Annotated in this window: 19 protein-coding genes; 7 read left to right on the forward strand and 12 right to left on the reverse strand. The window is 61.9% G+C overall.

Going from position 1 to position 24,072, the window contains the following annotated elements; genetic code table 11:
• Positions 1-3 precede the first annotated feature (3 nt).
• From HTY61_RS12140 to HTY61_RS12170, 7 genes are all read left to right on the forward strand, one after another.
• Complete coding sequence (locus tag HTY61_RS12140; protein WP_175277043.1) at positions 4-1,092, forward strand: ABC transporter ATP-binding protein; 1,089 nt, start codon at positions 4-6, stop codon at positions 1,090-1,092.
• Positions 1,093-1,172: 80 nt separating this feature from the next.
• Entirely contained in the window at positions 1,173-1,931 is a 759-nt protein-coding gene (locus HTY61_RS12145; RefSeq protein ID WP_175277044.1) for a sugar phosphate isomerase/epimerase family protein, read from the forward strand.
• A gap of 2 nt (positions 1,932-1,933) precedes the next feature.
• Positions 1,934-3,073 carry a Gfo/Idh/MocA family protein gene (locus HTY61_RS12150; protein WP_175277045.1) on the forward strand — a complete coding sequence of 380 codons (1,140 nt, stop codon included), beginning with the start codon at positions 1,934-1,936 and terminating at the stop codon, positions 3,071-3,073.
• Positions 3,074-3,084: 11 nt separating this feature from the next.
• Positions 3,085-4,131, forward strand: a complete 1,047-nt coding sequence (mgrA, locus tag HTY61_RS12155; RefSeq protein WP_175277046.1) for an L-glyceraldehyde 3-phosphate reductase — start codon at positions 3,085-3,087, stop codon at positions 4,129-4,131.
• Positions 4,128-5,738, forward strand: a complete 1,611-nt coding sequence (locus HTY61_RS12160; RefSeq protein WP_175277047.1) for a glycoside hydrolase family 43 protein — start codon at positions 4,128-4,130, stop codon at positions 5,736-5,738. The genes mgrA and HTY61_RS12160 overlap by 4 nt, the downstream gene beginning before the upstream one ends.
• Positions 5,739-5,758: 20 nt before the next feature.
• Positions 5,759-6,817: a sugar phosphate isomerase/epimerase family protein gene (locus tag HTY61_RS12165; protein WP_175277048.1), complete on the forward strand. Its 1,059-nt coding sequence runs from the start codon at positions 5,759-5,761 to the stop codon at positions 6,815-6,817.
• A gap of 8 nt (positions 6,818-6,825) precedes the next feature.
• Positions 6,826-8,019, forward strand: a complete 1,194-nt coding sequence (locus HTY61_RS12170; RefSeq protein WP_175277049.1) for a Gfo/Idh/MocA family protein — start codon at positions 6,826-6,828, stop codon at positions 8,017-8,019.
• A gap of 21 nt (positions 8,020-8,040) precedes the next feature.
• Here HTY61_RS12170 and ftsH read toward each other — a convergent pair whose 3' ends face one another.
• The 12 genes from ftsH to HTY61_RS12230 all read right to left on the reverse strand — a co-directional run bounded on the left by ftsH (position 8,041) and on the right by HTY61_RS12230 (position 24,013).
• Positions 8,041-9,855 carry an ATP-dependent zinc metalloprotease FtsH gene (gene ftsH, locus HTY61_RS12175; protein WP_175277050.1) on the reverse strand — a complete coding sequence of 605 codons (1,815 nt, stop codon included), beginning with the start codon at positions 9,853-9,855 and terminating at the stop codon, positions 8,041-8,043.
• A gap of 164 nt (positions 9,856-10,019) precedes the next feature.
• Positions 10,020-12,212: an amylo-alpha-1,6-glucosidase gene (locus tag HTY61_RS12180; protein ID WP_175277051.1), complete on the reverse strand. Its 2,193-nt coding sequence runs from the start codon at positions 12,210-12,212 to the stop codon at positions 10,020-10,022.
• Positions 12,213-12,290: 78 nt separating this feature from the next.
• Positions 12,291-13,424 (reverse strand): glycosyltransferase family 4 protein, encoded by a 1,134-nt coding sequence (locus tag HTY61_RS12185; RefSeq protein ID WP_175277052.1) that lies wholly within the window; start codon positions 13,422-13,424, stop codon positions 12,291-12,293.
• 235 nt (positions 13,425-13,659) lie between these two features.
• Complete coding sequence (locus tag HTY61_RS12190; RefSeq protein WP_175277053.1) at positions 13,660-15,126, reverse strand: mannitol dehydrogenase family protein; 1,467 nt, start codon at positions 15,124-15,126, stop codon at positions 13,660-13,662.
• Between the two features lie 4 nt (positions 15,127-15,130).
• Positions 15,131-15,901, reverse strand: coding sequence for an L-iditol 2-dehydrogenase (locus HTY61_RS12195; RefSeq protein WP_175277054.1), 771 nt, complete (start codon positions 15,899-15,901; stop codon positions 15,131-15,133).
• Complete coding sequence (locus HTY61_RS12200) at positions 15,898-16,896, reverse strand: ABC transporter ATP-binding protein (RefSeq protein ID WP_175277055.1); 999 nt, start codon at positions 16,894-16,896, stop codon at positions 15,898-15,900. The genes HTY61_RS12195 and HTY61_RS12200 overlap by 4 nt, the downstream gene beginning before the upstream one ends.
• Positions 16,897-16,908: 12 nt before the next feature.
• Positions 16,909-17,739 carry a carbohydrate ABC transporter permease gene (locus HTY61_RS12205; RefSeq protein WP_175277056.1) on the reverse strand — a complete coding sequence of 277 codons (831 nt, stop codon included), beginning with the start codon at positions 17,737-17,739 and terminating at the stop codon, positions 16,909-16,911.
• Between the two features lie 8 nt (positions 17,740-17,747).
• On the reverse strand, positions 17,748-18,620 hold the full coding sequence (locus HTY61_RS12210; protein WP_175277057.1) for a carbohydrate ABC transporter permease: 873 nt from the start codon (positions 18,618-18,620) through the stop codon (positions 17,748-17,750).
• A gap of 88 nt (positions 18,621-18,708) precedes the next feature.
• A complete protein-coding gene (locus HTY61_RS12215) occupies positions 18,709-20,019 on the reverse strand; it encodes an ABC transporter substrate-binding protein (protein ID WP_175277058.1) in 1,311 nt (436 codons plus the stop codon).
• 168 nt (positions 20,020-20,187) lie between these two features.
• Positions 20,188-21,141 carry a sugar-binding transcriptional regulator gene (locus HTY61_RS12220; RefSeq protein ID WP_175277059.1) on the reverse strand — a complete coding sequence of 318 codons (954 nt, stop codon included), beginning with the start codon at positions 21,139-21,141 and terminating at the stop codon, positions 20,188-20,190.
• Positions 21,134-21,838: an HAD family hydrolase gene (locus HTY61_RS12225; protein WP_175277060.1), complete on the reverse strand. Its 705-nt coding sequence runs from the start codon at positions 21,836-21,838 to the stop codon at positions 21,134-21,136. The genes HTY61_RS12220 and HTY61_RS12225 overlap by 8 nt, the downstream gene beginning before the upstream one ends.
• A 213-nt stretch (positions 21,839-22,051) precedes the next feature.
• Positions 22,052-24,013 carry an FAD-binding monooxygenase gene (locus HTY61_RS12230; RefSeq protein WP_175277061.1) on the reverse strand — a complete coding sequence of 654 codons (1,962 nt, stop codon included), beginning with the start codon at positions 24,011-24,013 and terminating at the stop codon, positions 22,052-22,054.
• Positions 24,014-24,072: the final 59 nt, after the last annotated feature.

Below are 24,072 nucleotides of genomic sequence, written 5' to 3' on the forward strand. Positions count from 1 at the left end.
CTCATGGAAAGCGTATCCATCCGCGACGTGAGCCTTAACTTCGGGGCCGTTCGCGTACTCGAAAACCTGAATCTCGACGTGATGAAAGGCGAGTTTCTTGTTCTCCTCGGACCGTCGGGATGCGGGAAATCCACCCTGCTCAACTGCATCGCCGGCTTGCTCGACGTCAGCGACGGGCAAATCTTCATCAACGGCCGCAACGTGACATGGGAACAGCCGAAGGACCGCGGCATCGGCATGGTGTTCCAGTCCTATGCCCTCTATCCGCAGATGACGGTGGAAGGCAATCTCAGCTTCGGCCTAAAGAACCAGGGAATGCCACGCGCTGAAATCCAGAAACGCGTGAAACGCGCCGCCGGCATCCTGCAGATCGACAACCTTCTGCACCGGAAACCAGCCCAGCTCTCGGGCGGTCAGCGCCAGCGTGTCGCCATCGGCCGGGCGCTGGTGCGCGATGCGGACGTATTCTTGTTCGACGAGCCGCTGTCCAACCTCGACGCCAAGCTACGCTCGGAACTCCGCGTCGAGATCAAGCGGCTGCACCAGCAGCTCGAAAACACGACAATGATCTATGTTACACACGACCAGATCGAGGCCATGACACTGGCCGATCGTATCGCCATCATGCGGGGTGGGGCGATCCAACAACTCGCCGACCCGGCAACGATCTACAACCGGCCGGTCAACAAGTATGTTGCAGGGTTCATCGGCTCGCCCGGAATCAACTTCATCGACGGCACCGTCGAGACCGACGGCGCACCGGCATTCCGTACCGATGAAACCGAAATCAACTTGGAACGCTACGAGTTCTCGGATGGCATGCCCGCGGCCGGTGCCGCCATATTCGGCATTCGCCCGGAGCACATAGCCTCCGGAAAGGCCGCGGCGGACCAGCCGATCAGGGCCGAGGTCGTCGTCGATGTGATCGAGCCGATGGGAGCGGACACCCTCGTGTGGTCGAAACTCGGCGGCCAAGAGATCCGGTTCCGGGTCGACGGCCAGACATCGCTGAAAAAGGGCAACCACGTGCCGATCGGCTTCGACCCGGCGCGGGCATCGATCTTCTCATCGGAGACCGAAATGCGCCTTTGACCCTTCCCCGCCTCGCGCGGGAATTGGAATCCGATAGCCCGGCGCCCGGGCAGCGCCAACATTGCGGAGCAAGCAAAGACATGACCGAAATCTCCTACCAGCTCTATTCCTCCCGGGAATTCCCGCCCCTTACCGACACGCTCGGAATGCTGAAACAGCTCGGCTACTCGCAGGTCGAAGGCTATGGTGGCCTTTACGATGATCTCGACTTGCTGAAGAACGCCATTTCTGAAAGCGGTCTTTCCATGCCGTCCGGCCATTTCGGCCTGGACCTGCTTGAGGACAACCCGGACGGGGCAATCGCCATTGCCAGGGCGGCGGGCATGCGGGCCGTGTACTGCCCACATCTGGCTACCAATTTGCGGCCGACAGACGCGGAGGGTTGGCGAGCGTTCGGCGGCCGGCTGGAGAAGATCGGCGAGCCTTTTCGCGCGGCGGGCCTGACCTTCGGCTGGCACAACCACGATTTCGAGTTCGCGCCGCTCCCCGACGGCACGGTGCCGATGGAACATATCCTCGAAGGCGGCCCGGGGCTTTCCTGGGAGGCGGATATCGCGTGGATCGTGCGAGGTGGTGCCGACCCTCTCGACTGGATCAGCCGCCACGGCAACCGCATCTCGGCTGTTCACGTGAAGGACATCGCGCCGGCCGGCGAATGCATTGACGAGGACGGCTGGGCCGATGTCGGACACGGAACGATGGACTGGAACGAGCTTTGGACGGCGCTCCGAGCCACACCGGCAAACCTTTTCGTCATGGAGCACGACAAGCCGAATGACGACCGACGCTTCGCCAGCCGCTCGATCGAGGCGGTCCGCAAGATTGCAGGGGAGACTTGAACATGGCCGCTAAGCTTGGAGTGGGAATCGTCGGCTGCGGGAACATTTCGACCGCCTATCTGTCACTGGCGCCAATGTTCAGGGGAATCGAGATCCGGGCCTGCGCGGACATCAATGCAGCCGCGGCGCAAGCCAAGGCAACGGAGTTCGGAATCCGTGCGGAAACGGTGGATGGCCTCATGGCGGCCAGCGATATCGACATCGTGGTCAATCTGACGATTCCGACCGCCCACTATGCCGTTTCGAGCATGGCGGTCGAGGCCGGAAAGCATGTTTATTCGGAAAAGCCCTTTATACTCTCGCTGGAGGAAGGCGCGGCGCTTCTGAAGGCGGCGGAGAACAAGGGCGTGCGCATCGGCTCCGCGCCGGACACATTTCTCGGTGGCGCACACCAGTTCGCGCGCCACATCATAGATGACGGAGCAGTGGGCAGGATCACGTCGGGCACGTGTTTCGTCATGAGCCACGGCATGGAGCACTGGCATCCAAATCCGGACTTCTTCTTCAAACCCGGTGCAGGCCCGGTGCTCGATGTAGGACCATACTATGTCACCAACCTTATCCAGCTTATCGGGCCGGTGAAGCGCGTGGTCGCACTCTCTTCCACGCCGGCCCCCGAGCGTACCATCACCTCAGAGCCGCGCCACGGGGAGAAGATCAAGGTCGAGACCCCGACCACCGTTCATTCGCTGCTCGAGTTCGAGAACGGGGCGACGGTCATGTTTGGGGCGAGCTGGGATGTGTGGCACCACACGCACAACAACATGGAGCTGTACGGCGAGGCGGGCACGATCCAGGTGCCGGATCCCAATTTCTTCGGCGGGGAGGTGTCGGTGACGAAGGGGGCCGAGCCGGTCGAGGCGCTGCCGGAATGGAACCACCCCTTCGCGGTGCCGAACGAGAAGCACGGCTCCGGCATGGCCGCGAACTACCGCGCCGCGGGCCTTGCCGACATGGCGCTCGCCATCCTGGACAACCGGCCACATCGCTGTTCCGCCGAACTTGCGCTACATGCGGTCGACGTCATGACCTCGATCCTCAAGGCAGGAGAAACCGGAAACTGCATTTCCATCTCTACACGCTGCGAGCGGCCGGCCCCGCTCGGGGTGGAAGAAGCGAAGGCCCTGCTGAAAACGACCTGAAAGGCAAGTCAATGTGGATACCAGCCGAAAACCGATACGAACGAATGGTCTATCGCCGCTGCGGCCGCTCCGGCCTCGACCTGCCGGCGATCTCGCTCGGCCTGTGGCACAATTTCGGCCACGACACGCCGCACGACACCAAGCGCGCCATCGTCAGAACGGCGTTCGATCACGGGATCACCCATTTCGACCTTGCCAACAATTACGGCCCGCCGCCCGGCAGCGCCGAGGAGGCGTTCGGCGAGATCCTGCGCACCGACCTGAAGGGCTACCGCGACGAGCTCATCATTTCCTCCAAGGCCGGCTACCTGATGTGGCCCGGACCCTACGGCGAGTGGGGCAGCCGGAAATACCTGATCGCCTCGTGCGACCAGTCGTTGAAGCGGATGGGACTGGACTATGTGGACATATTCTACTCGCACCGGTTCGATCCCGACACGCCGCTGGAGGAGACCATGGGCGCGCTCGACCAGATCGTCCGTTCCGGCAAGGCGCTGTATGCGGGCTTATCTTCCTACAATTCGCAGCGGACAAGGGAAGCGGTGAAGATCCTGAACGATCTCGGCACGCCGTGCCTGATCCACCAGCCCTCCTACAACATGCTCAACCGCTGGGTGGAGCGCGACGGCCTGAAGGAAACGCTCAAGGATCTCGGCATCGGCTCGATCGCGTTCACGCCGCTCGCCCAGGGCATGCTGACCAACAAGTACCTGAAGGGCGTTCCGCAGGACAGCCGCGCGGCGCAGGGCAAGTCCCTGAAAACCGAATTCCTGAACGAGAAGACGATCGAGCACATCAAGAAGCTCAACGAGATTGCGCAGCGTCGGGGCCAGTCGCTTGCCCAGATGGCGCTCGCCTGGGTGCTGCGCGAAAACGGCATCACATCCGCGCTTATCGGCGCATCGCGACCCGAGCAGGTGATCGACTGCGCCGGCGCCGTCGGGAACCTCGAATTCACGCCGGAGGAACTGGCCGAAATCGACAAGTATGCCGACGAAGAGAACATAAACCTGTGGGCGCAATCCGCCGAACAACAGAAGGGAGCGGCGCAGCGATGATCCGCAATCCCATACTGCCCGGCTTCAACCCCGATCCCTCCTTCTGCCGGGCAGGCGAGGATTACTACATCGCGACCTCGACCTTCGAGTGGTACCCCGGGGTGCAGATCTTCCATTCGCGCGACCTGGTGAACTGGACCCTTGTCGCACGACCGCTCGATCGCAAAGAACTACTCGACATGCGCGGCAATCCCGACAGCTGCGGCATCTGGGCGCCGTGCCTTTCCCATGCCGACGGCAGGTTCTGGCTGGTTTACACGGACGTGAAGCGGCTCGACGGGAACTTCAAGGACGCCCACAACTACATCACCACCTGCGAGACGGTCGACGGCGAGTGGTCCGATCCTGTCCATGTGAACTCGTCCGGTTTCGACCCGTCACTGTTCCATGACGACGACGGGCGGAAATGGTTCATGAACATGCAGTGGAACCATCGCGGGCCGGGCACCGGCGGAAACCCGAAACACGCCTCCTTCGACGGCATCCTGCTGCAGGAATGGCACCCGGAAAAGGGCCTGATCGGCCCCGTGACCAACATCTATCCCGGTACCGACAGGGGGCTGACAGAGGCGCCGCACATCTTCAAGCGCAACGGCTGGTACTATCTCACCACGGCGGAAGGCGGCACCGGCTACGGCCATGCCGTCACGATGGCGCGATCGCGCTCGATCACCGGCCCCTACGAGGACCATCCGAACAGGCACCTGATCTGCACCACGGACGCACCCGACCATCCGTTACAGCGCACCGGACATGGTCAGTATGTCGAGACCCACTGGGGCGACATCTATCACACCTTCCTGATGGGCCGGCCCATTCCCGGACCGGACGGGACCGGACGTTTCTGCCCCCTGGGGCGCGAAACCGGCATCGAGCGCTGCGTATGGGGAGAAGACGACTGGCTCTACCTGGAAGGCGGCGGATTGCTCCCGCGCGTCGAGGTGCCCTCCCCGACCGGCACCGTGCCAGCAGAACCGGAAGCGGTGCGCCGAAAATTCGACGGCGACATGCTGCCCGACGAGTTCCAGTGGCTGCGAACGCCGGAAACCGACCGCATCTTCCGGCTCGGCAATGGCGTGCTGACCCTGATCGGGCGCGAAAGCATCGGCAGCTGGTTCGAGCAGGCGCTTGTCGCACGGCGGCAGGAACATCTCGCCTATGCGGCGGAAACGCAGGTCTCGTTCGAACCCGTCACCTACCAGCAGGCCGCGGGACTGACGACCTACTACAACCGTTACAAGTTCCATGCGCTGCTCGTGACCCACGAACCGGGAACCGGTCGCGCGCTCACCATACTCTCCTGCAACGGCGACTGGCCGGACGGTGCACTGACCCTGCCGCTCGACCAGCCGGTCCCGGTCGCCGAGGGGCCGATCGAGATGCGCGTCGAGGTCGATCACGCGCGCCAGCAGTTTTTCTGGCGGCAGGAAGGCGGGGAATGGCGCCCCATCGGTCCCGTCCTCGATGCGGCGGTGATTTCCGACGAGGGCGGTCGCGGCGAGCATGCATCGTTCACCGGCGCCTTCACGGGCATGGTGTGTTTCGACACCAGCGGCTCGGGATTGCCCGCCGCATTCACCCATTTCAACTACCTGCCGCGACAATAGAGCAGACGGAGACAGCATTCATGGCAAAAACGATGAAGGGTGCCGGCATCTTCCTTGCGCAGTTCGCAGGCGACAGCGAACCGTTCAACAGCCTGCCGTCGATCGCGAAATGGGCCGCAGGACTTGGATACGAGGGAATCCAGATACCGACCTGGGACACGCGCCTGTTCGACCTGCGCAAGGCGGCGGAATCGAAAACCTATGCCGACGAGGTCAACGGCATCGCGGCAGAGGCCGGCGTCGCGGTTACGGAACTCTCCACGCATCTGCAGGGCCAGCTCGTGGCCGTACACCCGGCCTATGACGAGCAATTCGACGGCTTCGCACCACCGGAGGTGCACAACAATCCCAAGGCACGCCAGGAATGGGCGGTCGAACAGGTCATGCTGGCAGCCAAGGCATCACGAAACATGGGGCTCGATGTCACGGTGTCGTTTACCGGCGCACTCGCCTTCCCCTATCTGTACCCGTGGCCGCAACGCCCGGCCGGCCTCGTCGAGGAGGCGTTCGGCGAGTTGGCGCGGCGGTGGAAGCCGATCCTCGACATCTACGAGGACAACGGCGTCGACATCGGCTACGAGATCCATCCCGGCGAGGACGTGTTCGACGGCATAACGTTCGAGATGTTCCTCGAACGGCTCGGCGGCCATCCCAGATGCACGATCAACTATGACCCGTCGCACTTCGTGCTCCAGCAGCTCGATTACCTCGCGTTCATCGACATCTACCACGAGCGGATTTCCGCGTTTCACGTCAAGGATGCGGAATTCAATCCGACAGGCCGGCAAGGCGTCTATTCCGGCTACCAGGACTGGACGAACCGGGCCGGACGCTTCCGGTCGCTCGGAGACGGCCAGGTCGATTTCGGCGGCATCTTCTCCAGGCTGGCGCAATACGACTATGACAGCTGGGCGGTTCTGGAATGGGAATGCTGCCTGAAGCACCCGGAAGACGGCGCAGCAGAAGGCGCGCCGTTCATCAAGAATCACATCATTCGCGTCACCGAAACCGCCTTCGACGACTTCGCCGGCGGCGACACGGACCGTGACACGATCCGCAAGATGATGGGAATCTCGTAGGAGCAGGCATGGTCAGCGCGTCAAATACAGAAAATCACGCCGGGCCGATCAGACTCGGGATGGTCGGTGGCGGACAGGGCGCATTCATCGGCGCTGTCCACCGCTACGCCGCACGTCTCGACGGTCACTTCCAGCTTGTTGCGGGGGCATTGTCATCCGATCCCGACCGCGCGAGGGCATCGGGCGCCGAACTCGGTCTCTCACCCGACCGCTGCTATGGGTCGTTCGAGGAAATGGCGAGGGCGGAAGCGGATCGCCCGGACGGCATCGAGGCCGTTTCCGTCGTGACCCCGAACAACATGCACTACCCCGTGGCCAAGGCGTTTCTGGAAGCGGGCATCCACGTCATTTGCGACAAGCCACTGACATCCACCCTCGACGACGCCCGCAAGCTGGTCGACCTCGTCGAGAAATCCGGAAAGCTCTTCGTCCTGACCCACAACTACACCGGATATCCCATGATCCGCCAGGCCCGCTCCATGGTGGAAGCCGGGGAACTCGGCAACATCCGCGTGGTGCAGGTCGAATATCCGCAGGACTGGCTGGCCGAACCCATCGAGCGCGAGGGCCAGAAACAGGCGGCATGGCGTACCGATCCCGAACGCTCCGGCGCCGGCGGCTGCATCGGAGACATCGGCACGCATGCATGGAACCTCGCCACTTTCGTGACCATGCTGAAAACAGACCGACTTTCCGCCGATCTCGACACATTCGTCCCGGGACGCCTGCTGGACGACAATGCCCATGTCATGCTGCGTTTCAGGCCGGAGGGCGGGGCACCGGCCGCGAAGGGGATGCTGTGGGCCAGCCAGGTTTCCCCGGGCAACGAAAACGGCCTGAAACTCAGGGTGTACGGCACGAAAGGCGGTATCGAATGGGCGCAGGAGGACCCGAACCGGTTGTGGTTCACTCCGCTCGGTCAGCCGAAACGGCTCATCACCCGCGGCGGGACCGGCGCCAACGAGGCCGCCGCGCGCGTGACCCGGATTCCGGGAGGACACCCGGAGGGATACCTGGAAGGCTTCGCCAACATCTATTCCGAGGCGGCTGCAGCCATCCGTGCAATGCGGGCAGAGAACGGCAAGGTGCCCGGCGAACTGCTGTTTCCCACCGTGCATGACGGCCTGGACGGAATGCGCTTCATCGAGGCGTGCGTGAATTCCTCGAAGGCGAACGGGAAATGGACGGAGCTTCCGGCCTGACACGCGCAGCCGGCCGCCGGTTCAGGCGGCCTCGCGTTCGGGAAGAAACTGCCGCAAGTCGGCCTCGCCCAGCGTTTCGTTTTCGAGCAACAACCTGGCCGACGCTTCCAGAGCCTCGCGCCGGGATTCCAGTATGGCGACCGTGCGGTCGAAGGTTTCATCGACGATGCGCCGCACCTCCTCATCAATGGCCGCGGCAGTCTCGTCCGAATAGTCGCGGTCCCGGACGCCGTAATAGGGCTGGTCCGTGCCCAGATGCGAACGCTGCTCCTTCTCCAGCGCCACGTGACCAAGCCTTTCGGTCATGCCGTAGCGCGTGACGATCGCGCGGGCGATGTCCGTGACCTTCACAAGGTCGTCCGCAGCGCCCGTGGAAAGATGGCCGTAAACGATCCACTCCGCGGCTCGCCCGCCCAGGAGAACGGCCATCTTGTTCTCGAGTTCCTTGCGCGTCATCAGGAACCTGTCTTCCGTCGGTCGCTGAATGGTGTAGCCGAGTGCCCCGATGCCACGCGGTATGATGGATACCTTGTGAACCGTATCCACGCCCGGAAGTGACATGGCGACCAAAGCATGGCCCATCTCGTGATGGGCCACGATCTCACGCTCCCTGGGATTCAGCAGCCGGTTGCGCTTCTCCAGCCCGGCGACGATACGCTCGACCGCGTTGTTGAAATCCTCCATGGTCACTGCATCGCCACCGCGACGCGTGGCCAGCAGCGCCGCCTCGTTGACCAGGTTGGCGAGATCGGCGCCGGTGAAGCCGGGCGTGAGAGCGGCGACCTTTTCCGGGTCGACATTCGCGGCAAGCTTCACCTTCCTGAGATGCACGTTCAGGATCGCGACACGACCAGTCCTGTCCGGACGATCGACGAGCACCTGCCGGTCGAAACGCCCTGCCCTGAGCAAGGCCGGATCGAGGATTTCCGGCCTGTTGGTGGCCGCCAGGAGCACGAGACCGGCGGACGAGTCGAACCCGTCCAGCTCGACCAGCAACTGGTTGAGCGTCTGCTCCTTCTCGTCATGGCCGCCGGACAGCGGCCCGATCCCGCGCGCGCGGCCGAGCGCATCGAGCTCGTCGATGAAGATGATCGCGGGCGCACGCGACCGCGCCTGCTCGAACAGGTCGCGCACACGCGCTGCCCCGACGCCGACGAACATCTCAACGAATTCCGAACCGGAGATGGAGAAGAAGGGCACGCCGGCCTCGCCCGCCACCGCCTTGGCAAGCAGCGTCTTGCCCGTGCCGGGAGGACCGACAAGCAGCACGCCCTTGGGCATGCGGCCGCCCAGCCTGCTGTAATCGGTCGGATTTTTCAGGAAATCGACGATTTCCTTCAACTCGTCCTTGGCCTCGTCAACGCCCGCGACATCCTCGAATGTCACGCCGGTATCGGACTCCACATAGACCTTGGCCTTGGACTTGCCGATCTGCATAAGCCCGCCGCCGGCCCCGCCCATGCGCTTGAGCATGAACATCCAGATGCCGACGAAAATCACGATCGGGACGATCCAGGAAAGCAGATCGCGCAGGAAGGTGCTCTCGACCTGGCCGGTCACGACGACATCGTGCTTGCGCAAGTCTGCCGCGAACTCGGGCTCCACCCGCGTGGTGAAGAACATCGGCTTGCCGTCCTGCTCTTCCTTGAACCGCCCCTGGATGTAGCGGTCGGACACGGCAACCTCGGCGATCTTGCCCTCTTCCAGATAAGCCTGGAACTCGCTGTAGGGTATCTGCGCAACCTGGGTCGCCGTGGTGTAGAAGTACTGGAACAGCGCCAGCGCAATGAAGGCTGCGATCCAGTACCAGAAATTGAACTGCGTCTTGTTGTTCATCGTCCCTGTCCTTCGCGAGACGGCTGCCGGGTGATGGCAGGACCGATCACGGTTTCGGATTATGCGCATTCACCCGATGCGCGCATGGCCACCCATCCCGGACGGAGAATGGCCCGCCAGCAGCCAGCTGCGGGCGAACGAGGCACTCCGGGTGCCCCGCGATCCTACATCTTCACATCTATCTCCACCCCCCTGGACCTGTGCGGCACATCTATCGCGACCGATCCGGCGGCCCGCGTGATGTATATGTCGGCGGTGCCGTCCCCGACCGGGATCCGGCGAACCATGACACGCTCCAGCCGTTCCGGCAGATGCGGTCGTGTCAGGCGTACGGTGCGCGCCCTCGCATCCACTTCGAGGCCGAGCGAGGCAGCAAGCATGCCGAAGGGCGCGGCTGCCGCCCATGCCTGCGGCGAGCAGGCGACCGGGTAGAGTGTCGGCGCGACACCGCGCCGACGCCGGAAACCGCAGAACAGCTCGGGCAGACGCTGAAGGTCCATGGTGGAGGCCGCATCGAGGATGGCCCCGAACAGGCGCGCTGCATCATCGGTATGCCCGTATCGTGCCATGCCCAGCGCAGCGAGCGCCGTGTCGTGCGGCCAGACCGAGCCGTTGTGGTAGCTCATCGGATTGTAGCGGGCCTCCGTCGTCGCCACCGTGCGGATGCCATAGCCGGAAAAGAAGGTGGGCGACATCATCGCGCGGACCACCTCGCCCACGCGGGCCGGCCGTGCCGCACCGGAAAACAGGAGGTGGCCGACATTGGAGCCGCGCACCGCGCAGGGACGTTTCTCCCCGTCGAGCGCCATGGCATAGAAGCCCATTTCGTCCTGCCAGAATGCGCGGTCGATGCGTTCGAGAAGCTCGTTCGCCCGGCTTGCCAGGCGATCGGCCCGCTCATGCTCGCCCATTATCCGGGCGAGCACGGAACCGGACCGAAGCGCGTCATACACGTAGCCCTGCACCTCCACCAATGCGATCGGTCCCTCGGCCAGCCGACCGTCCGCGTGGAACGTCGAGTCGCTGCTGTCCTTCCAGCCCTGGTTCACGAGGCCATCGGGACGGCGGCGGAAATATTCCACGAAGCCGTCGCGGTCGCGGTCGCCGTCCCTCTCGATCCAGTCGAGGGCGCGGCTGACCGCCGGCCAGATCTCGTGGATGACATCGGCATTGCCGGTGCGCCGCCAGTAGGCGCCGGCAAGCGCGACGAAGAGCGGCGTCGAGTCGACGGAACCGTAATAGCGCCTGAACGGAACAAGCCCGAGATTGGCCAGCTCGCCGTCGCGGGATTCGTGCAGGATCTTGCCCGGCTCGGCATCGCTCGCGGGATCGTCGGACGATGCCTGGGCGGCGGCGAGATAGCGCAGCACGCCGCGCGCGATATGCGGATCGGCCCACAGCATCAGCCATGCGGTGATGATCCCGTCACGGCCGAAGGGCGTCGAAAACCAGGGGACGCCGGCGAAGGGATACGCGCCCTGCGCCGTCTCGGTGGTCAGCATCGTGATGTCGGCGCGCGAACGGCTGAAGACCTGGTTGACCAGCTCGTCGCTGGTCTCCACCTGCGCGCCGCGGTGCGTCTGCGCCATGATGGAACGGCAGGCATGCCGCATCTGGCTGAAGAAGCGGCGCGGCGGCACCTTGGCCTCCGCCTGCGGATCGCATTGCAGGTCGACGAAAACCGTCCGGGATCCGCGGGCCGGCAGGTCCAGCCGCCACCGCGCCCGCCGCTCGGCGATCTCCGTCGGCCTCGGCCAGAAACGCAGCCGCGTCACGCGGCGCTCGCCGTCGGCGCTGGCATAGGTGAAGGTGACGGTGTCGCCGCCTTCCACCGAAACGGCGACATCACCCCTCTGCGCGCGCTCATAACCGCGCGCCTCGAAGATGTCGGCGAAATCGACATCGAAGGAGAGATCGAGATCGGTCTCGATAGCGTTCAGGTCGAAACTGCGGACGGCTATGCGCTCGTGACAGCTGCCTTCCCAGAGATACTTGGTGCGGTAGACATGCAACGTGTCGCGCGGCAGGATCTTGTCGCCGTCGCGCCAAATGTCGGGGTTGGCGAGATCGGCAATCAGCGCTCCCGTCTCGAGGGTCACGTGGGAACTGAGCAGAAGGAGCGCCTCGCCGGCCAGCGTCAGGCGCATGCGCGACAGGCGCCGCGTGTCGCGCATATATATGCCCGCACCCATCAGGTCCGTCGGCTCGACATCGCCATGCGCGTTGAGCAGCGCGAACATGTCGCCATGCTTAAGGATGCGCGGGCTGGCATCGAGCGGTGGCGCAAGCGGTGGCTCCGAGCCATCGTAGCCGCCATGCAACTGCGTGGTCTTCGAGCGTTGCAAATTGGAAGTCATGCAAGCGTCCTCGCGATGAGCTCCGCGTGAGCCGTCGTGCGGCTCACGCTCCATTTCAAGGGAACCGGCACCACCGTGTCAGGTGGTGTTCTTTCCGTTCGCGCGGTCGGTCTTGACGACGTCGGCAGCAACATGCGGCGCAGGCATGCCCGACGAGCGAACACTCGTTTTCCCGCGATTTCTCGCCTTCGCGAGAAGCTGTTCATAGACTTCGACATAAGCCTTCGCCATTGCAAGATCGGAAAACCTGCGCTCAAAGGTACGGCGTATCCTTGCACGATCGAGTTCGGCAGACCGGGAAATTGCGGCGACCGCGTCATCGACGCTGGTCACATGAAATCCGGTCACGCCGTCCTCGATCACCTCGGGCACCGACCCGTTCGGCCAAGCAATCACCGGCGTGCCCGCCGCCATGGCCTCAATCATGACCAGGCCGAACGGCTCCGGCCACTGTATCGGGAACAGCACGGCACGCGCATTGCCAAGGAACTCGCTCTTCTGGGAATCGCCGATCTCGCCGATGAACTCGACATGGCCCTGCTTGATCAGGGGCTCCACCGTTTCAGTGTAGAAACCGCGATCGAGCGTATCGACCTTGGCCGCGATCCGGATCTTCCAACCCGCGCGCCGGGCGATGTCGATGGCAATGTCGGGGCCCTTCTCGGGCGAAATGCGTCCCAGGAAGGCCACATAGTCATCTGATGGCGATTCCACCGGACGAATGACGTCCCGCTTCATGCCATGCGGAATCGTCGCCACGAAGTTGGCGAACCGGCACGGCGTCCGCTGGCTGTCGGAAACAGAAACCAGAGGAAACCGCCGATGCGTCGCGAGGAACGGCGTCAGATCCTTCATGTCGAGACGGCCATGCATGGTGGTGACGGTGCGCGCAGCCACGTCCTCGAACAGGAGCATCTGAAAGCAATCCGTATGGAAATGCAGGATATCGAAACTGTCGATCCGCGACCGCACGTCTTCCATCATGGCCAAATGTGCAGGCAGGTCCCACGATCGTGCCGGGTCGAGGCGCAGCGCCTTGTCGCGGCAAGCCACGAGCCGGGCCTTTGTCCTGGAGTCGCCGCTGGCAAAGAGTGTCACATCGTGACCAAGTTCCACCAGCGTATCGGCCAGCGTGGAAACGACACGCTCGGTTCCGCCATAGAGTGATGGCGGCACACTTTCATACAACGGAGAAATTTGAGCAATCCGCATCGATCAACTCCCTTCGAAAAGAAAAGTCAAAAGCGTCGGATTTCCGGCGGATGACTGAAGCATCCCATTTTGGCAGCTACGAGCTAGGTACGGCTTTGCGCCTAATCAAGTGCGGACAAATTTGTATCTGCGGATGCGAGCGGCGGGCGGTTCCCAGGCGTTCCGGACGCCGGCCGCAACACTGCAACCCGCAAACGAGCAAACAGCGGACAATCGCCCTTTCGGGGCCCAGCGGTTACCCGATATAGGCCGCCAGCGTCGCCCCGACACCATCCTTCCAGAGCGAACTCAACGCACTGGCGAAAGCAGCGGCAAAAACCGGATGCCGGCCCAGGTCGCCGAAAATGTCATGCATGGACAACCAAGCGGAAGGATCGGTGCGCGCGGCGAGCGCATTCCGTTTCAGCCGCCCCGCCGCGATGTCCTCGACAGTGATGACGTTGCCGCTCTCGTCCGTACCCGCACAATAGCGGCACCATAGCGCAACCTCCAGCGCGAGTCCGTCGACCGGCTGACCAGCGTCCAGTCGCGCTGTTATCGTCGGCAGGATGAATTTTGGCTGCCGGTTGGAACCGTCGAGACAAAGCCGCGGAATCGTGTCGCCGACCGCCTCGTTGGAAAAACGCTCGACGATCTTCTCGTAGTAGGCTTCGCGACTGGTTCCCGGGATATCCGGCACGGTCGGTATGATCTCGGTAAATTCCAGCTTTTCGAGAAAGCCGGTCACCAGAGGGTTGCGCATCGCTTCGTGCACGAAATGGATGCCGAGCAGGCCGGCAGGATAGGCGATGGTCGCGTGCCCACCGTTGAGAATACGCAACTTCATCAGTTCGTATGGCGCCACATCATCCACGAATTCGACACCAACGGTCTCCAAGGCCGGACGCCCCTGCGGGAAATTGTCTTCCAGCACCCATTGACGAAACGGTTCGCAAATGACGGGAGCGGCATCCTCGATATCGAATTTCTCTGCCACGAGAGCGATTTCACGCCGGCCGGTTGCAGGCGTTATGCAATCGACCATGCCGCAGGGAAATGCGACATTGTCGGCGATCCAGTCATGCGTGTCGTCGGGCCGACCTTGAGCAAGCCCCAGAACGGCGTTGCGTGCGACATGACCGTTTTCCGGGAGATTGTCGCAGGACATCACGGTGAAGGGTGGAACGCCGGCCGCTCTTCGCCTCAGCAACGCGGCGATCAGAATGCCGAATACCGTTTTCGGGTCGTCGGGATTGTCGCGGTCCGCAACGATTTCCGGATGCGATGCGTCGAACCCGCCAGTCTTCGCATCGACATAGTACCCACCCTCCGTCACCGTCAACGAGACTATACGTATCTCAGGCCGGGCCATGGTTTCGATCAGGACAGCCGGATCGACTTCGGCGAAATCGACCATCGAACCGCACACCGTCGCTGAAAATCCCTCGGGGTCCAGCTCCACCACCGTCGTCAGCCAGTCCTGCTCCTTCAGCCGGTCGCGCATCGACGCGTCATAGGACTTCACGCCCGCCCCAACGATAGCCCAATCACGATCGCGGCCCGACTCGAAAAGCCGATGGAGATACATGGCCTGGTGAGCGCGGTGGAAGTTGCCTACTCCAATGTGCACGATACCGGCGGAAAGATCCGCACGCCCGTAGGATGGCTTCGCTACCCGCGCAGGCAGAGACCGCATAGCGGCCAGAGATAACTTGATAGTCATGGGATCAACTCATCCAGTTGCCGCCGTCGACATTGTAGGTCTGGGCGACGATGTAGTTCGCTTCGTCCGAGGCCAGGAAAACCGCCATGCCGGTGAGATCCTCGGCACGTCCCATGCGCCCGAAGGGAACAGCCTCACCGACTTCCTTTTTCTTCTGGCCCGGCGCCTTGTTCTCGTACTTGGCAAAAAACGCGTCCACGCCATCCCAATGCTCACCGTCGACAACGCCAGGAGCGATGGCATTCACGTTGATGCCGTACCGGATCAGGTCGAGGCCGGCAGACTGGGTCAGACTGATGACTGCCGCTTTCGTCGCACAATAGACCGCAACAAGCGGTTCACCGCGGCGACCGGCCTGGCTGGCCATGTTGATGATCTTTCCGCCGCCGCGCGCAATCATGTGACGGGCCACGGCCTGCAGGGTGAACAAGGTTCCCCCGAAATTGATGTCGAAAACACGACGGCAATCCTCGCGGTCGATCTCTACAATCGGCGCCGCCGTGAAAACCGCCGCGTTGTTGACAAGAATATCGATCGCGCCGAAACGGCCAACCGTCTCGGCAATGGCGGCGTCTATGCTTTCCTGGCTGGTGACGTCCATTTCCACCGCAATCGCGGTATAGCCGATTTCCGCCGCCGTCTCGCGTGCCCGGACAATATCGATGTCGGCCACGGCCACCCGCGCGCCCTCGCGCACATAGGCTTCGGCAAATGCCCTGCCAATGCCACGCGCCGCGCCAGTTATCAGTGCCGACTTGCCTTCCAGCCGCTTCATTGCATTGCCATGCCGTTTTCGTCGAAACGGTGAACGCGGCCGTCTTGCGGCGTCAGCCAGACCGTGTCGCCATGATGCAAGCCGACTTCGCCATCGGCCCGCACCGTCATTGTTCCGGCATCGGTATGGACGTGCAGAAATGTGTCGGAGCCGAGATGCTCGGAGACGCCGACCTTGCCCTTCCACATCCCCTCGGTGGTCGACAGCGCGATATGCTCGGGCCGAACGCCAATCGTGGCGGCGCCCTGCTTGCCGGCTTCAGGTCCCTCGATGAAGTTCATCCTCGGCGAACCGATGAACCCGGCTACAAACAGGTTGCGGGGATTGCGGTAGAGGTCCAGCGGCGAGCCGACCTGCTCGATCACCCCGGCATGCAACACGACGATCTTGTCGGCCATGGTCATCGCCTCGACCTGATCATGGGTGACATAGACCATCGTCGTTTTCAGGCTCTGGTGCAGTTCCGATATTTCGAGGCGCATGTTGACGCGCAACGAAGCATCGAGGTTCGACAGGGGTTCGTCGAACAGGAAGGCTTCCGGTTCGCGCACGATGGCGCGGCCGATGGCGACGCGCTGGCGCTGGCCGCCCGACAGCTGGCCGGGCCGGCGATCAAGATAATCAGTCAGATTGAGGACACTGGCCGCCGCAGCGATCTTGCGTTCGATCTCGTCGGGATCGATACCCGCCATGCGGAGAGGAAAGGCAATGTTCTTCTTCACCGACATGTGCGGATAGAGCGCGTAGGATTGGAATACCATCGCAAGGCCGCGCTTGGCAGGCGGCTTCGATGTCGCGTCGACGCCATCGATCTCGATAACGCCCGAGGTGACGTCCTCCAGCCCCGCGATCAGGCGTAGCAATGTGGACTTGCCGCAACCCGACGGTCCCACGAAGACCACGAACTCGCCGTCCTCTATCTGCAGATCAAGTGGCGGAATGACCTGGGTCGATCCGAAGCTCTTGGTAACCTGCTTGAGCGTGATGCTTCCCATGAGTTCGTTCCCCTATTTCACCGCGCCAAAGGTCAGGCCGCGGACCAGTTGTTTCTGGCTGAACCAGCCGAGGATGAGGATCGGCGCAATCGCCATGGTCGATGCTGCCGAAAGCTTTGCGTAGAAGAGGCCTTCCGGGCTGGAATAGCTGGCGATGAAGGCGGTGAGCGGAGCAGCCTTGGCAGCCGTGAGGTTGAGCGTCCAGAATGCCTCGTTCCACGCCAGGATGACATTGAGCAAAAGCGTGGAGGCAATGCCTGGCACGGCCATAGGTGTCAGCACATGGATGATCTCGGACCACAGCGTCGCGCCGTCCATTCGCGCCGCCTCGAGGATCTCTCCGGGGATTTCCTTGAAGTAGGTGTAGAGCATCCAGATGATGATCGGCAGGTTGATCAATGTCATCACGATGACGAGACCGAAGCGGGTATCCAGCAATCCGGTATCGCGGAAGATCAGATAGATCGGGATCAGCACGCCCACCGGCGGCAGCATCTTCGTGGACAGCATCCACAGGAGCACGTCCTTGGTGCGCTTGCCGGGCACGAAGGCCATCGACCATGCTGCCGGGATGGCGATCAGAAGACCGAGTACCGTGGAACCGAGGGAGATGACGACCGAGTTCATGAAATGGCGGAAATAGTTCGACCGCTCCTGGACCTCGGCGTAGTTTTCGGTCGTCCAGTCGAAGAACAGGAAGGACGGAGGCGATGCGATCGCCTCGGCCTCTGTCTTGAACCCGGTCAGGATCGTCCAGAGGATCGGAAAAAAGATCAGGAAGCCGATCAGCCAGGCAATGGCCGTGAAAAAGGCTTTCCGGCGGGGGGAGACTGCGCGCGACATGATTGCTCCTAAGCCTCCAGATTCTTTCCGATCATCCTCATCAGGAAGATCGCGACAATGTTGGCCAGGATGACGGCAACGATGCCACCGGCCGAGCCGCCGCCGACATCGAACTGAAGCAGCGACTGGGCGTAGACGAGATAGGTGATGTTCGTTGACGCATAGCCGGGGCCGCCATTGGTGGTGACGAGGATTTCGGCAAAGACGGACAGCAGGAAGATGGTCTGGATCAGGATCACCACGGTGATCGCACGGGTCAGGTGGGGCATGACGATATGAATGAAACGGCTGACGACGCCGGCGCCGTCCATCTCCGCAGCCTCCAGCTGTTCCTGGTCGAGCGACTGCATCGCGGTCAGGAGAATGAGCGTTGCGAAGGGCAGCCATTGCCATGCCACGATCAGGATGATGGAAAGGAGCGGTGCGTGGGACAGGAAATCGAAGGGCTGAAGACCGACGGCCTTGGCCAGATAGGCGAAAAGGCCGTTCACCGGGTTCATGAACATGTTCTTCCAGACAAGGGCCGAAACGGTCGGCATAACGAAGAACGGTGCAATGACGAGGATGCGAACTATCCCCTGCCCCCAGATCGGTTGGTCAAGCAGGACGGCGAGCGCGGTGCCGCCGATCACCGTGATCAACAGGACACCACCAACAAGGAGCAGCGTATTGGTCAGCGCCGCGAAGAAAGCGGGATCGGTCAGGAAGTAGCGGTAGTTGGTAAAACCGGTCCACTCCTCCATGCCGGGCATCAGCAGGTTGTATCGCAGCAACGAGAAATAGATGGTCATCGACAGGGGAATGATCATCCAGCCGAGCAGGAGGATCACTGCGGGTGAAATCATCAACCGACCCGCGAAACGTGAATGCTGGGTAGCCATTGCAGCCTCCCCTATCGATGCGAACCAAAGGAATCAGGAACGACGGAGGCCGGCGGACGAACCACCGGCCTCTGCCGGGAGGAGGCCGTTACTTGACGTAGCCGGCCTTCATCATCTCGCGCTCGGCGAGTTGCTGTGCACTCTGAAGCGCCTGATCGGCCGAAACAGTGCCCGCGAGCGCGGCTGAAAACTGCTGGCCGATGGCCGTCGCAATGCCCTGGAACTCAGGAATGGCAACGAACTGCACACCGGTATACGGAACCGGATCGACCGCAGGATTGGTCGGGTCGGCCGCATTGATCGACTCGAGTGTCATCTTGGCGAACGGCACCTTGGCATATTCCGGGTTCTCGTAGAGCGAAGTACGGGTTCCGGGCGGCACGTTGGCCCAGCCCTCGTTTTCGGCGACGAGAGCGAGATAGTCCTTCGAGGTCGCCCAGGCGATGAACGCCTTGGCCGCATCGACCTTCTGCGAACCGGCGGGGATCGCGAGGCTCCAGGCCCAGAGCCAGTTGCCGCGCTTGCCAAGCCCGTTGTCGGGCGCGAGGGCGAAGCCGACCTTGTCGGCCACGGTGGAATCATCCGGATTGGTCACGAAGGACGCGGCGACCGTCGCATCGATCCACATGCCGCACTTGCCGGTCTGGAACAGAGCAAGGTTCTCGTTGAAACCGTTGTTCGAGGCACCGGGCGGGCCGTAGTTGTTCATCAGGTCAAGATAGAAGGTCAGCGTGTCCTTCCAGGGCTGCTGGTCGAACTGCGGCTTCCAGTCCATGTCGAACCACTTGGCACCGAAGGAGTTGGACATGGCCGTCAGGAAGGCCATGTTCTCGCCCCAGCCGGCCTTGCCGCGCAGGCAAATTCCGTAAACCTCGTTGTCCTTGTCGGTCATCGCCGCCGCGGCTTCCTTGATGAAGTCCCAGGTCGGGGCTTCCGGCATTTCCAGGCCGGCCGCTTCCATCAGATCGGTACGGTACATCACCATGGAGGATTCGCCGTAGAACGGCGCCGCATAGAGTTCGCCGTCCACGGTCAAACCGCCCCGGATGGCCGGCAGCAGGTCGTCAACATCATATTCCGCCGGCAAGTCATTAAGCGAAACCAGCCATCCCTGCTTTCCCCAGATCGGGACCTCGTAGGTGCCAATGGTCATGACGTCGTACTGGCCACCCTTGGTGGCGACATCCGTGGTGACTCGCTGACGCAGAACGTTTTCCTCGAGGGTCACCCATTCGAGGTCGATGCCCGGATTCTTGGACGTGAAATCGTCGGTGAGTTTCTGCATGCGGATCATGTCGCCGTTGTTGACGGTGGCGATGGTCAGCGTTTCCGCGGAGACCCCGGTAACCGCAAGCGACAGGGCAGACGCACCCAAAAGGGCGCGGACTAAGATTTTCATGATTTCCTCCCAATGCCGACGATGGGCATTTGCTATAATAACGAGCAGATACTCACATCACGCAAGACAAGAGTCAAGGCTCCGGGCAAAGAAGCCAGCACCCAAAACGCCACAATCCGGAAATATGTCATCTAAAACAGAGACTTAACAATATCGAGCAATCGCCCGTCACTTGAGCAATTGCTCTGCAGTGTACTCGTTCGTGATCAGGCTGTTGATCAGCCGCCCCTTCATGGCACCACGAATGGCACCGACCTTCGCCTCTCCCGCCGCGATACCGACAACCGGATTCGGTGGATCAACAACCAGGGGCGCACTGTTGACGCGATCATTGATCAGCCCCTCGATGATCCTGCCTTCGCCGTCATATACCCAGCTTGTGATTTCCCCGACGGCGCCGGCACGGTTGAAGGCACGAATATCATCGCGGCTCAGGAAACCGTCGACGAGCAGCGGGGCATTCATGTCCATGTTGCCGATACCGACAAAGGTGACATCGGCCTGTCGTGCAAGCTCGAGAATGTTGTGAACGGGCTCCTGGTTATGGAGAAGTTTCTTCTCCTCGACAGAACGGGCATAGACCGGCAGCGGCATGGGGTAGTGTTTCGCATTCACGCGGTCGGCCATGCGTATGACGACGTTGTAAGCCGTCGCCGAACCGTCCGACATCATGTTGCCAAGCAGCGAAACGATGGAATGCTGCGGGCAGTCGAGCGGAGGCAGCTGCTCGACACAGGCGCGCAGGGCACGTCCGGTGCCTATGGCCATTATCTTTGGATGCTGCGATTTGAGATGACGCTCCATCTCCGCGGCACCTGCCTGGGCAATACCGACGATGGAGGAGGGCGCATCGGGGTCGCTGGGCACGACCTCGCAATCCCTCAACCCGAAGGTTTCAACGAGGCGCTTGCCCAGTTCCATGCAGTGGGCGATGGGGTGATCCAGACGCACCTTGATCAGGCGTTCGCTGACGGCCAGCGACACCAGTCGCTGGGCCGATTGACGAGAAACGCCGAGCTTGCGGGCGATCTCGTCCTGGGTGTTCCCGGCAACATAGTATAGCCAGCCTGCGCGGGCCGCATCGTCGAGACGGCTGGTTTCGTTTTCGCTTCTGCTAGCCATGAGTCGCCGTCACCGCCCTGTTCGGGTTTTTGAGTTCCGGCGCCATTTCAAAGAATTGTGCCCATTTGTCAAAAATGGTGAGGGCCCCGTCCCTATCGAGTTCGTTGCGGGGAACGCCTTCCAGATGACTGCCACCGACGAAACGCCAGACCTCCATGCCTGCCGCCTGCGCCGCAAGAACACCGGGCATGGAGTCCTCGACAACGAGGCAACGATCCGGAGCAACACCCATGGCCTCGGCGGCAAGAAGGAACAGATCGGGCGCCGGCTTTCCGTTCGCAACCTGCGACGCCGTGAACAGGCGATCCCCGAATCGCGATTCCAGACCAGACAGGTAGAGCGAACGGCGCGCCCTCTTGGGGCTGGAACTGGTCGCGACACAAAACCGGGTGTTCAGCGCGTCGATGACTTCCTTCACACCGGAAACGGCGCTGAGTTCCATCTCGAACGCAGCCAGAAGATCCGCGCGATAACGCTCCTCGAAATCGGAATCGAGATCAAGGCCGTAGTTGATCCGCACCTCTGCGGCGACTTTCGTCCAGGAGCGGCCGAGGAAGTGTTTCTGCACGTAGGGGAAATCGACATGCACGCCTACGCGGCCAAGCTGCTCGATCAGAATGCGCGCGCTGATGACCTCGCTGTCGATCAGGACGCCATCGCAGTCAAAAATTACTAGATCGATCGATCGTTCACGCATCGGGAAGCCGCACCCCTTCTTCGCCCGAGGACATTGGCATTGCCGCTCCAATACATCCATGGCGGATTTCGGCAAGACATGACAGATGCGAACACACCGCGCCGAGTTGTCTCGCGAGTCCCGTTTCCCCGGGCGCGCCCGGAAACCAGGACACGTCCCGCGGCCCAGCCGAGGAACCGCAGGAGAACGATCACGCTCGGCGAGCCGGAAAGCCTAGGCCGGAACCCTCTCAGGCTCTGTTGCGCCGACGATGCCTTCCTCGCCGGGCACCGGTACCATGAAGCGATCGAAGAAAGCGGCGATTTCGTCATGGGCGTCCAAGGGCAGAACATGCGCCACATACTGATCGGGCCGCACGATCAATACGCATCCCCGCTTGCGGTCAATTCTACGAATATCAAAGATATCCCTCCCGCTTTTCAAGTCGGGACAGAACATCTTCTCGTAATCGACGAGCCCCATCCGTCCTTTTCGCGGCAGCAGGAGAGCGGGCATTTTCTCGAGCGCCAGATCGTGTCTGTCCTGCTGGAATATCGCACGCACATCGATCACGGAGTCGATGTCTGCGCCGGCGGGAGTATATTTCCGCACCGGCGAGTTCGGTGCATCGGAAAGGTAGTTGCAAAAGCGTCCGATCGCGGCCCCATTCGCAGCAGGATCTTCATCGGGGCAGAACACGTAAAGATGCCAACGCGCATCCGCGGATACCGTATGGCCCAGCTCCAGGACCTTTGCGTCCGCAAGGCGGACTACCGGCGCCGAGTGAAACCGGGTCCCGATTTCGAAACCGGTGGCCAGGGACTGCCATGTCGCATCCCCGGTCAGCACGGAGGGGTTGTACTTCACCGACATGCCGGCCGTGTAGCGTCCATGCTCGACGAAGTAACGCTGGAACCTCGGCGTTTCGACCGGTTCTACTCCAACCATTTCCGGCGGCTCGCTCATGATGCGCGACCACTCCCGATCGAATGAAATCAGGTCATGCGCGACGGCCTGACGCTCGGCGGAATAGCTGTGAAGAATTTCCGGTCGGCATCGCCCTTTCAGAACCGAGACAAGCTTCCAGCCAAGGTTGAAAGTGTCACCCATCGACACGTTCATCCCCTGCCCCGCCTTCGGGCTATGGGTGTGACAGGCATCGCCCGCGATGAATACGCATGGCAAAAGCGATTCAGCGTCTGCTTCCGGAACATCGTCGAACTTGTCGGTCAGGCGCTGGCCGATCTCGTAGACAGACCACCATGCCACCTCGTGAACCTCAATCGAATAAGGCCGAAATATGCGCTGTGCCGCCGCGATCAGCCGATCGACCGTAATATTCCGGTTCGCCACCCTCTCGCCCTCGGCGAGCTTGTCCAGCTCGATATAGAGGCGTGTCAGATAGCCACCCTCGCGGGGAATGATGATGATGTTGCCTTCCCCGGCCGACTGGATCAGCGTCTTGCATCGAATGTCGGGGAAATCGGTGATCGCAAGCACGTCCATAACGCCCCAGGCCTGATTGGCCGAGTCGCCAACGAGTTCGCGCCCGATCGCAGCTCGAACCCTGCTGCGGGCACCATCGCAGCCGACCACATATTTTGCCCGGACCGCAACAAGCTCCCCTTCCCGCCCGGGTTCCAGGCGCTCGAGTGTTACAAATACAGGATAGTCCCCGGCCGCCCGATCCACTTCGAGTCCGACAAGCTGCATCGAATAGTCGGGTTCCAGGCGTGATGGAGAATTGCGCATGACTTCCAGGAACATGTCATGCACACGCGCCTGGTTGAGGATGATATGCGGCATTTCGGACAGTCCGTCCTCGACGTCCTGAACGCGACCATTGCGCGAAATGTGCTCAGGCCTGTTCGGGTCGGGTTTCCAGAAGGTTGTCTCGTTGACCCAGTAGCCCTGCTTCATCACCTTTTCGGCAAAGCCGAAGGCATTGAACATTTCCATCGACCTGCAGGAGATGCCGTCGGCCTGTCCCTTTTCCATCGGCCCGGGCTTGCGCTCCACGATCCGTGTCCTGATCTCGGGAAAGGCTGCAAGCTGCGCCGCAAGCGCAAGACCGGCCGGACCGGCGCCGACTATGAGTACATCCAGCATTTCCGGCATTCCATCTTCCGGACGACCGGGCGCAGCATCGGAGACTTCCGGATCTCCCGGCCGGAAGCCGTTCAGATGGTACTGCATTGTTTCCTCCCGAAAGCCATAATTAATAAGTGTACATATTATATGCATCGATGATGTGG

It is taken from the genome of Oricola thermophila, assembly GCF_013358405.1.
Lineage (GTDB): Bacteria > Pseudomonadota > Alphaproteobacteria > Rhizobiales > Rhizobiaceae > Oricola > Oricola thermophila.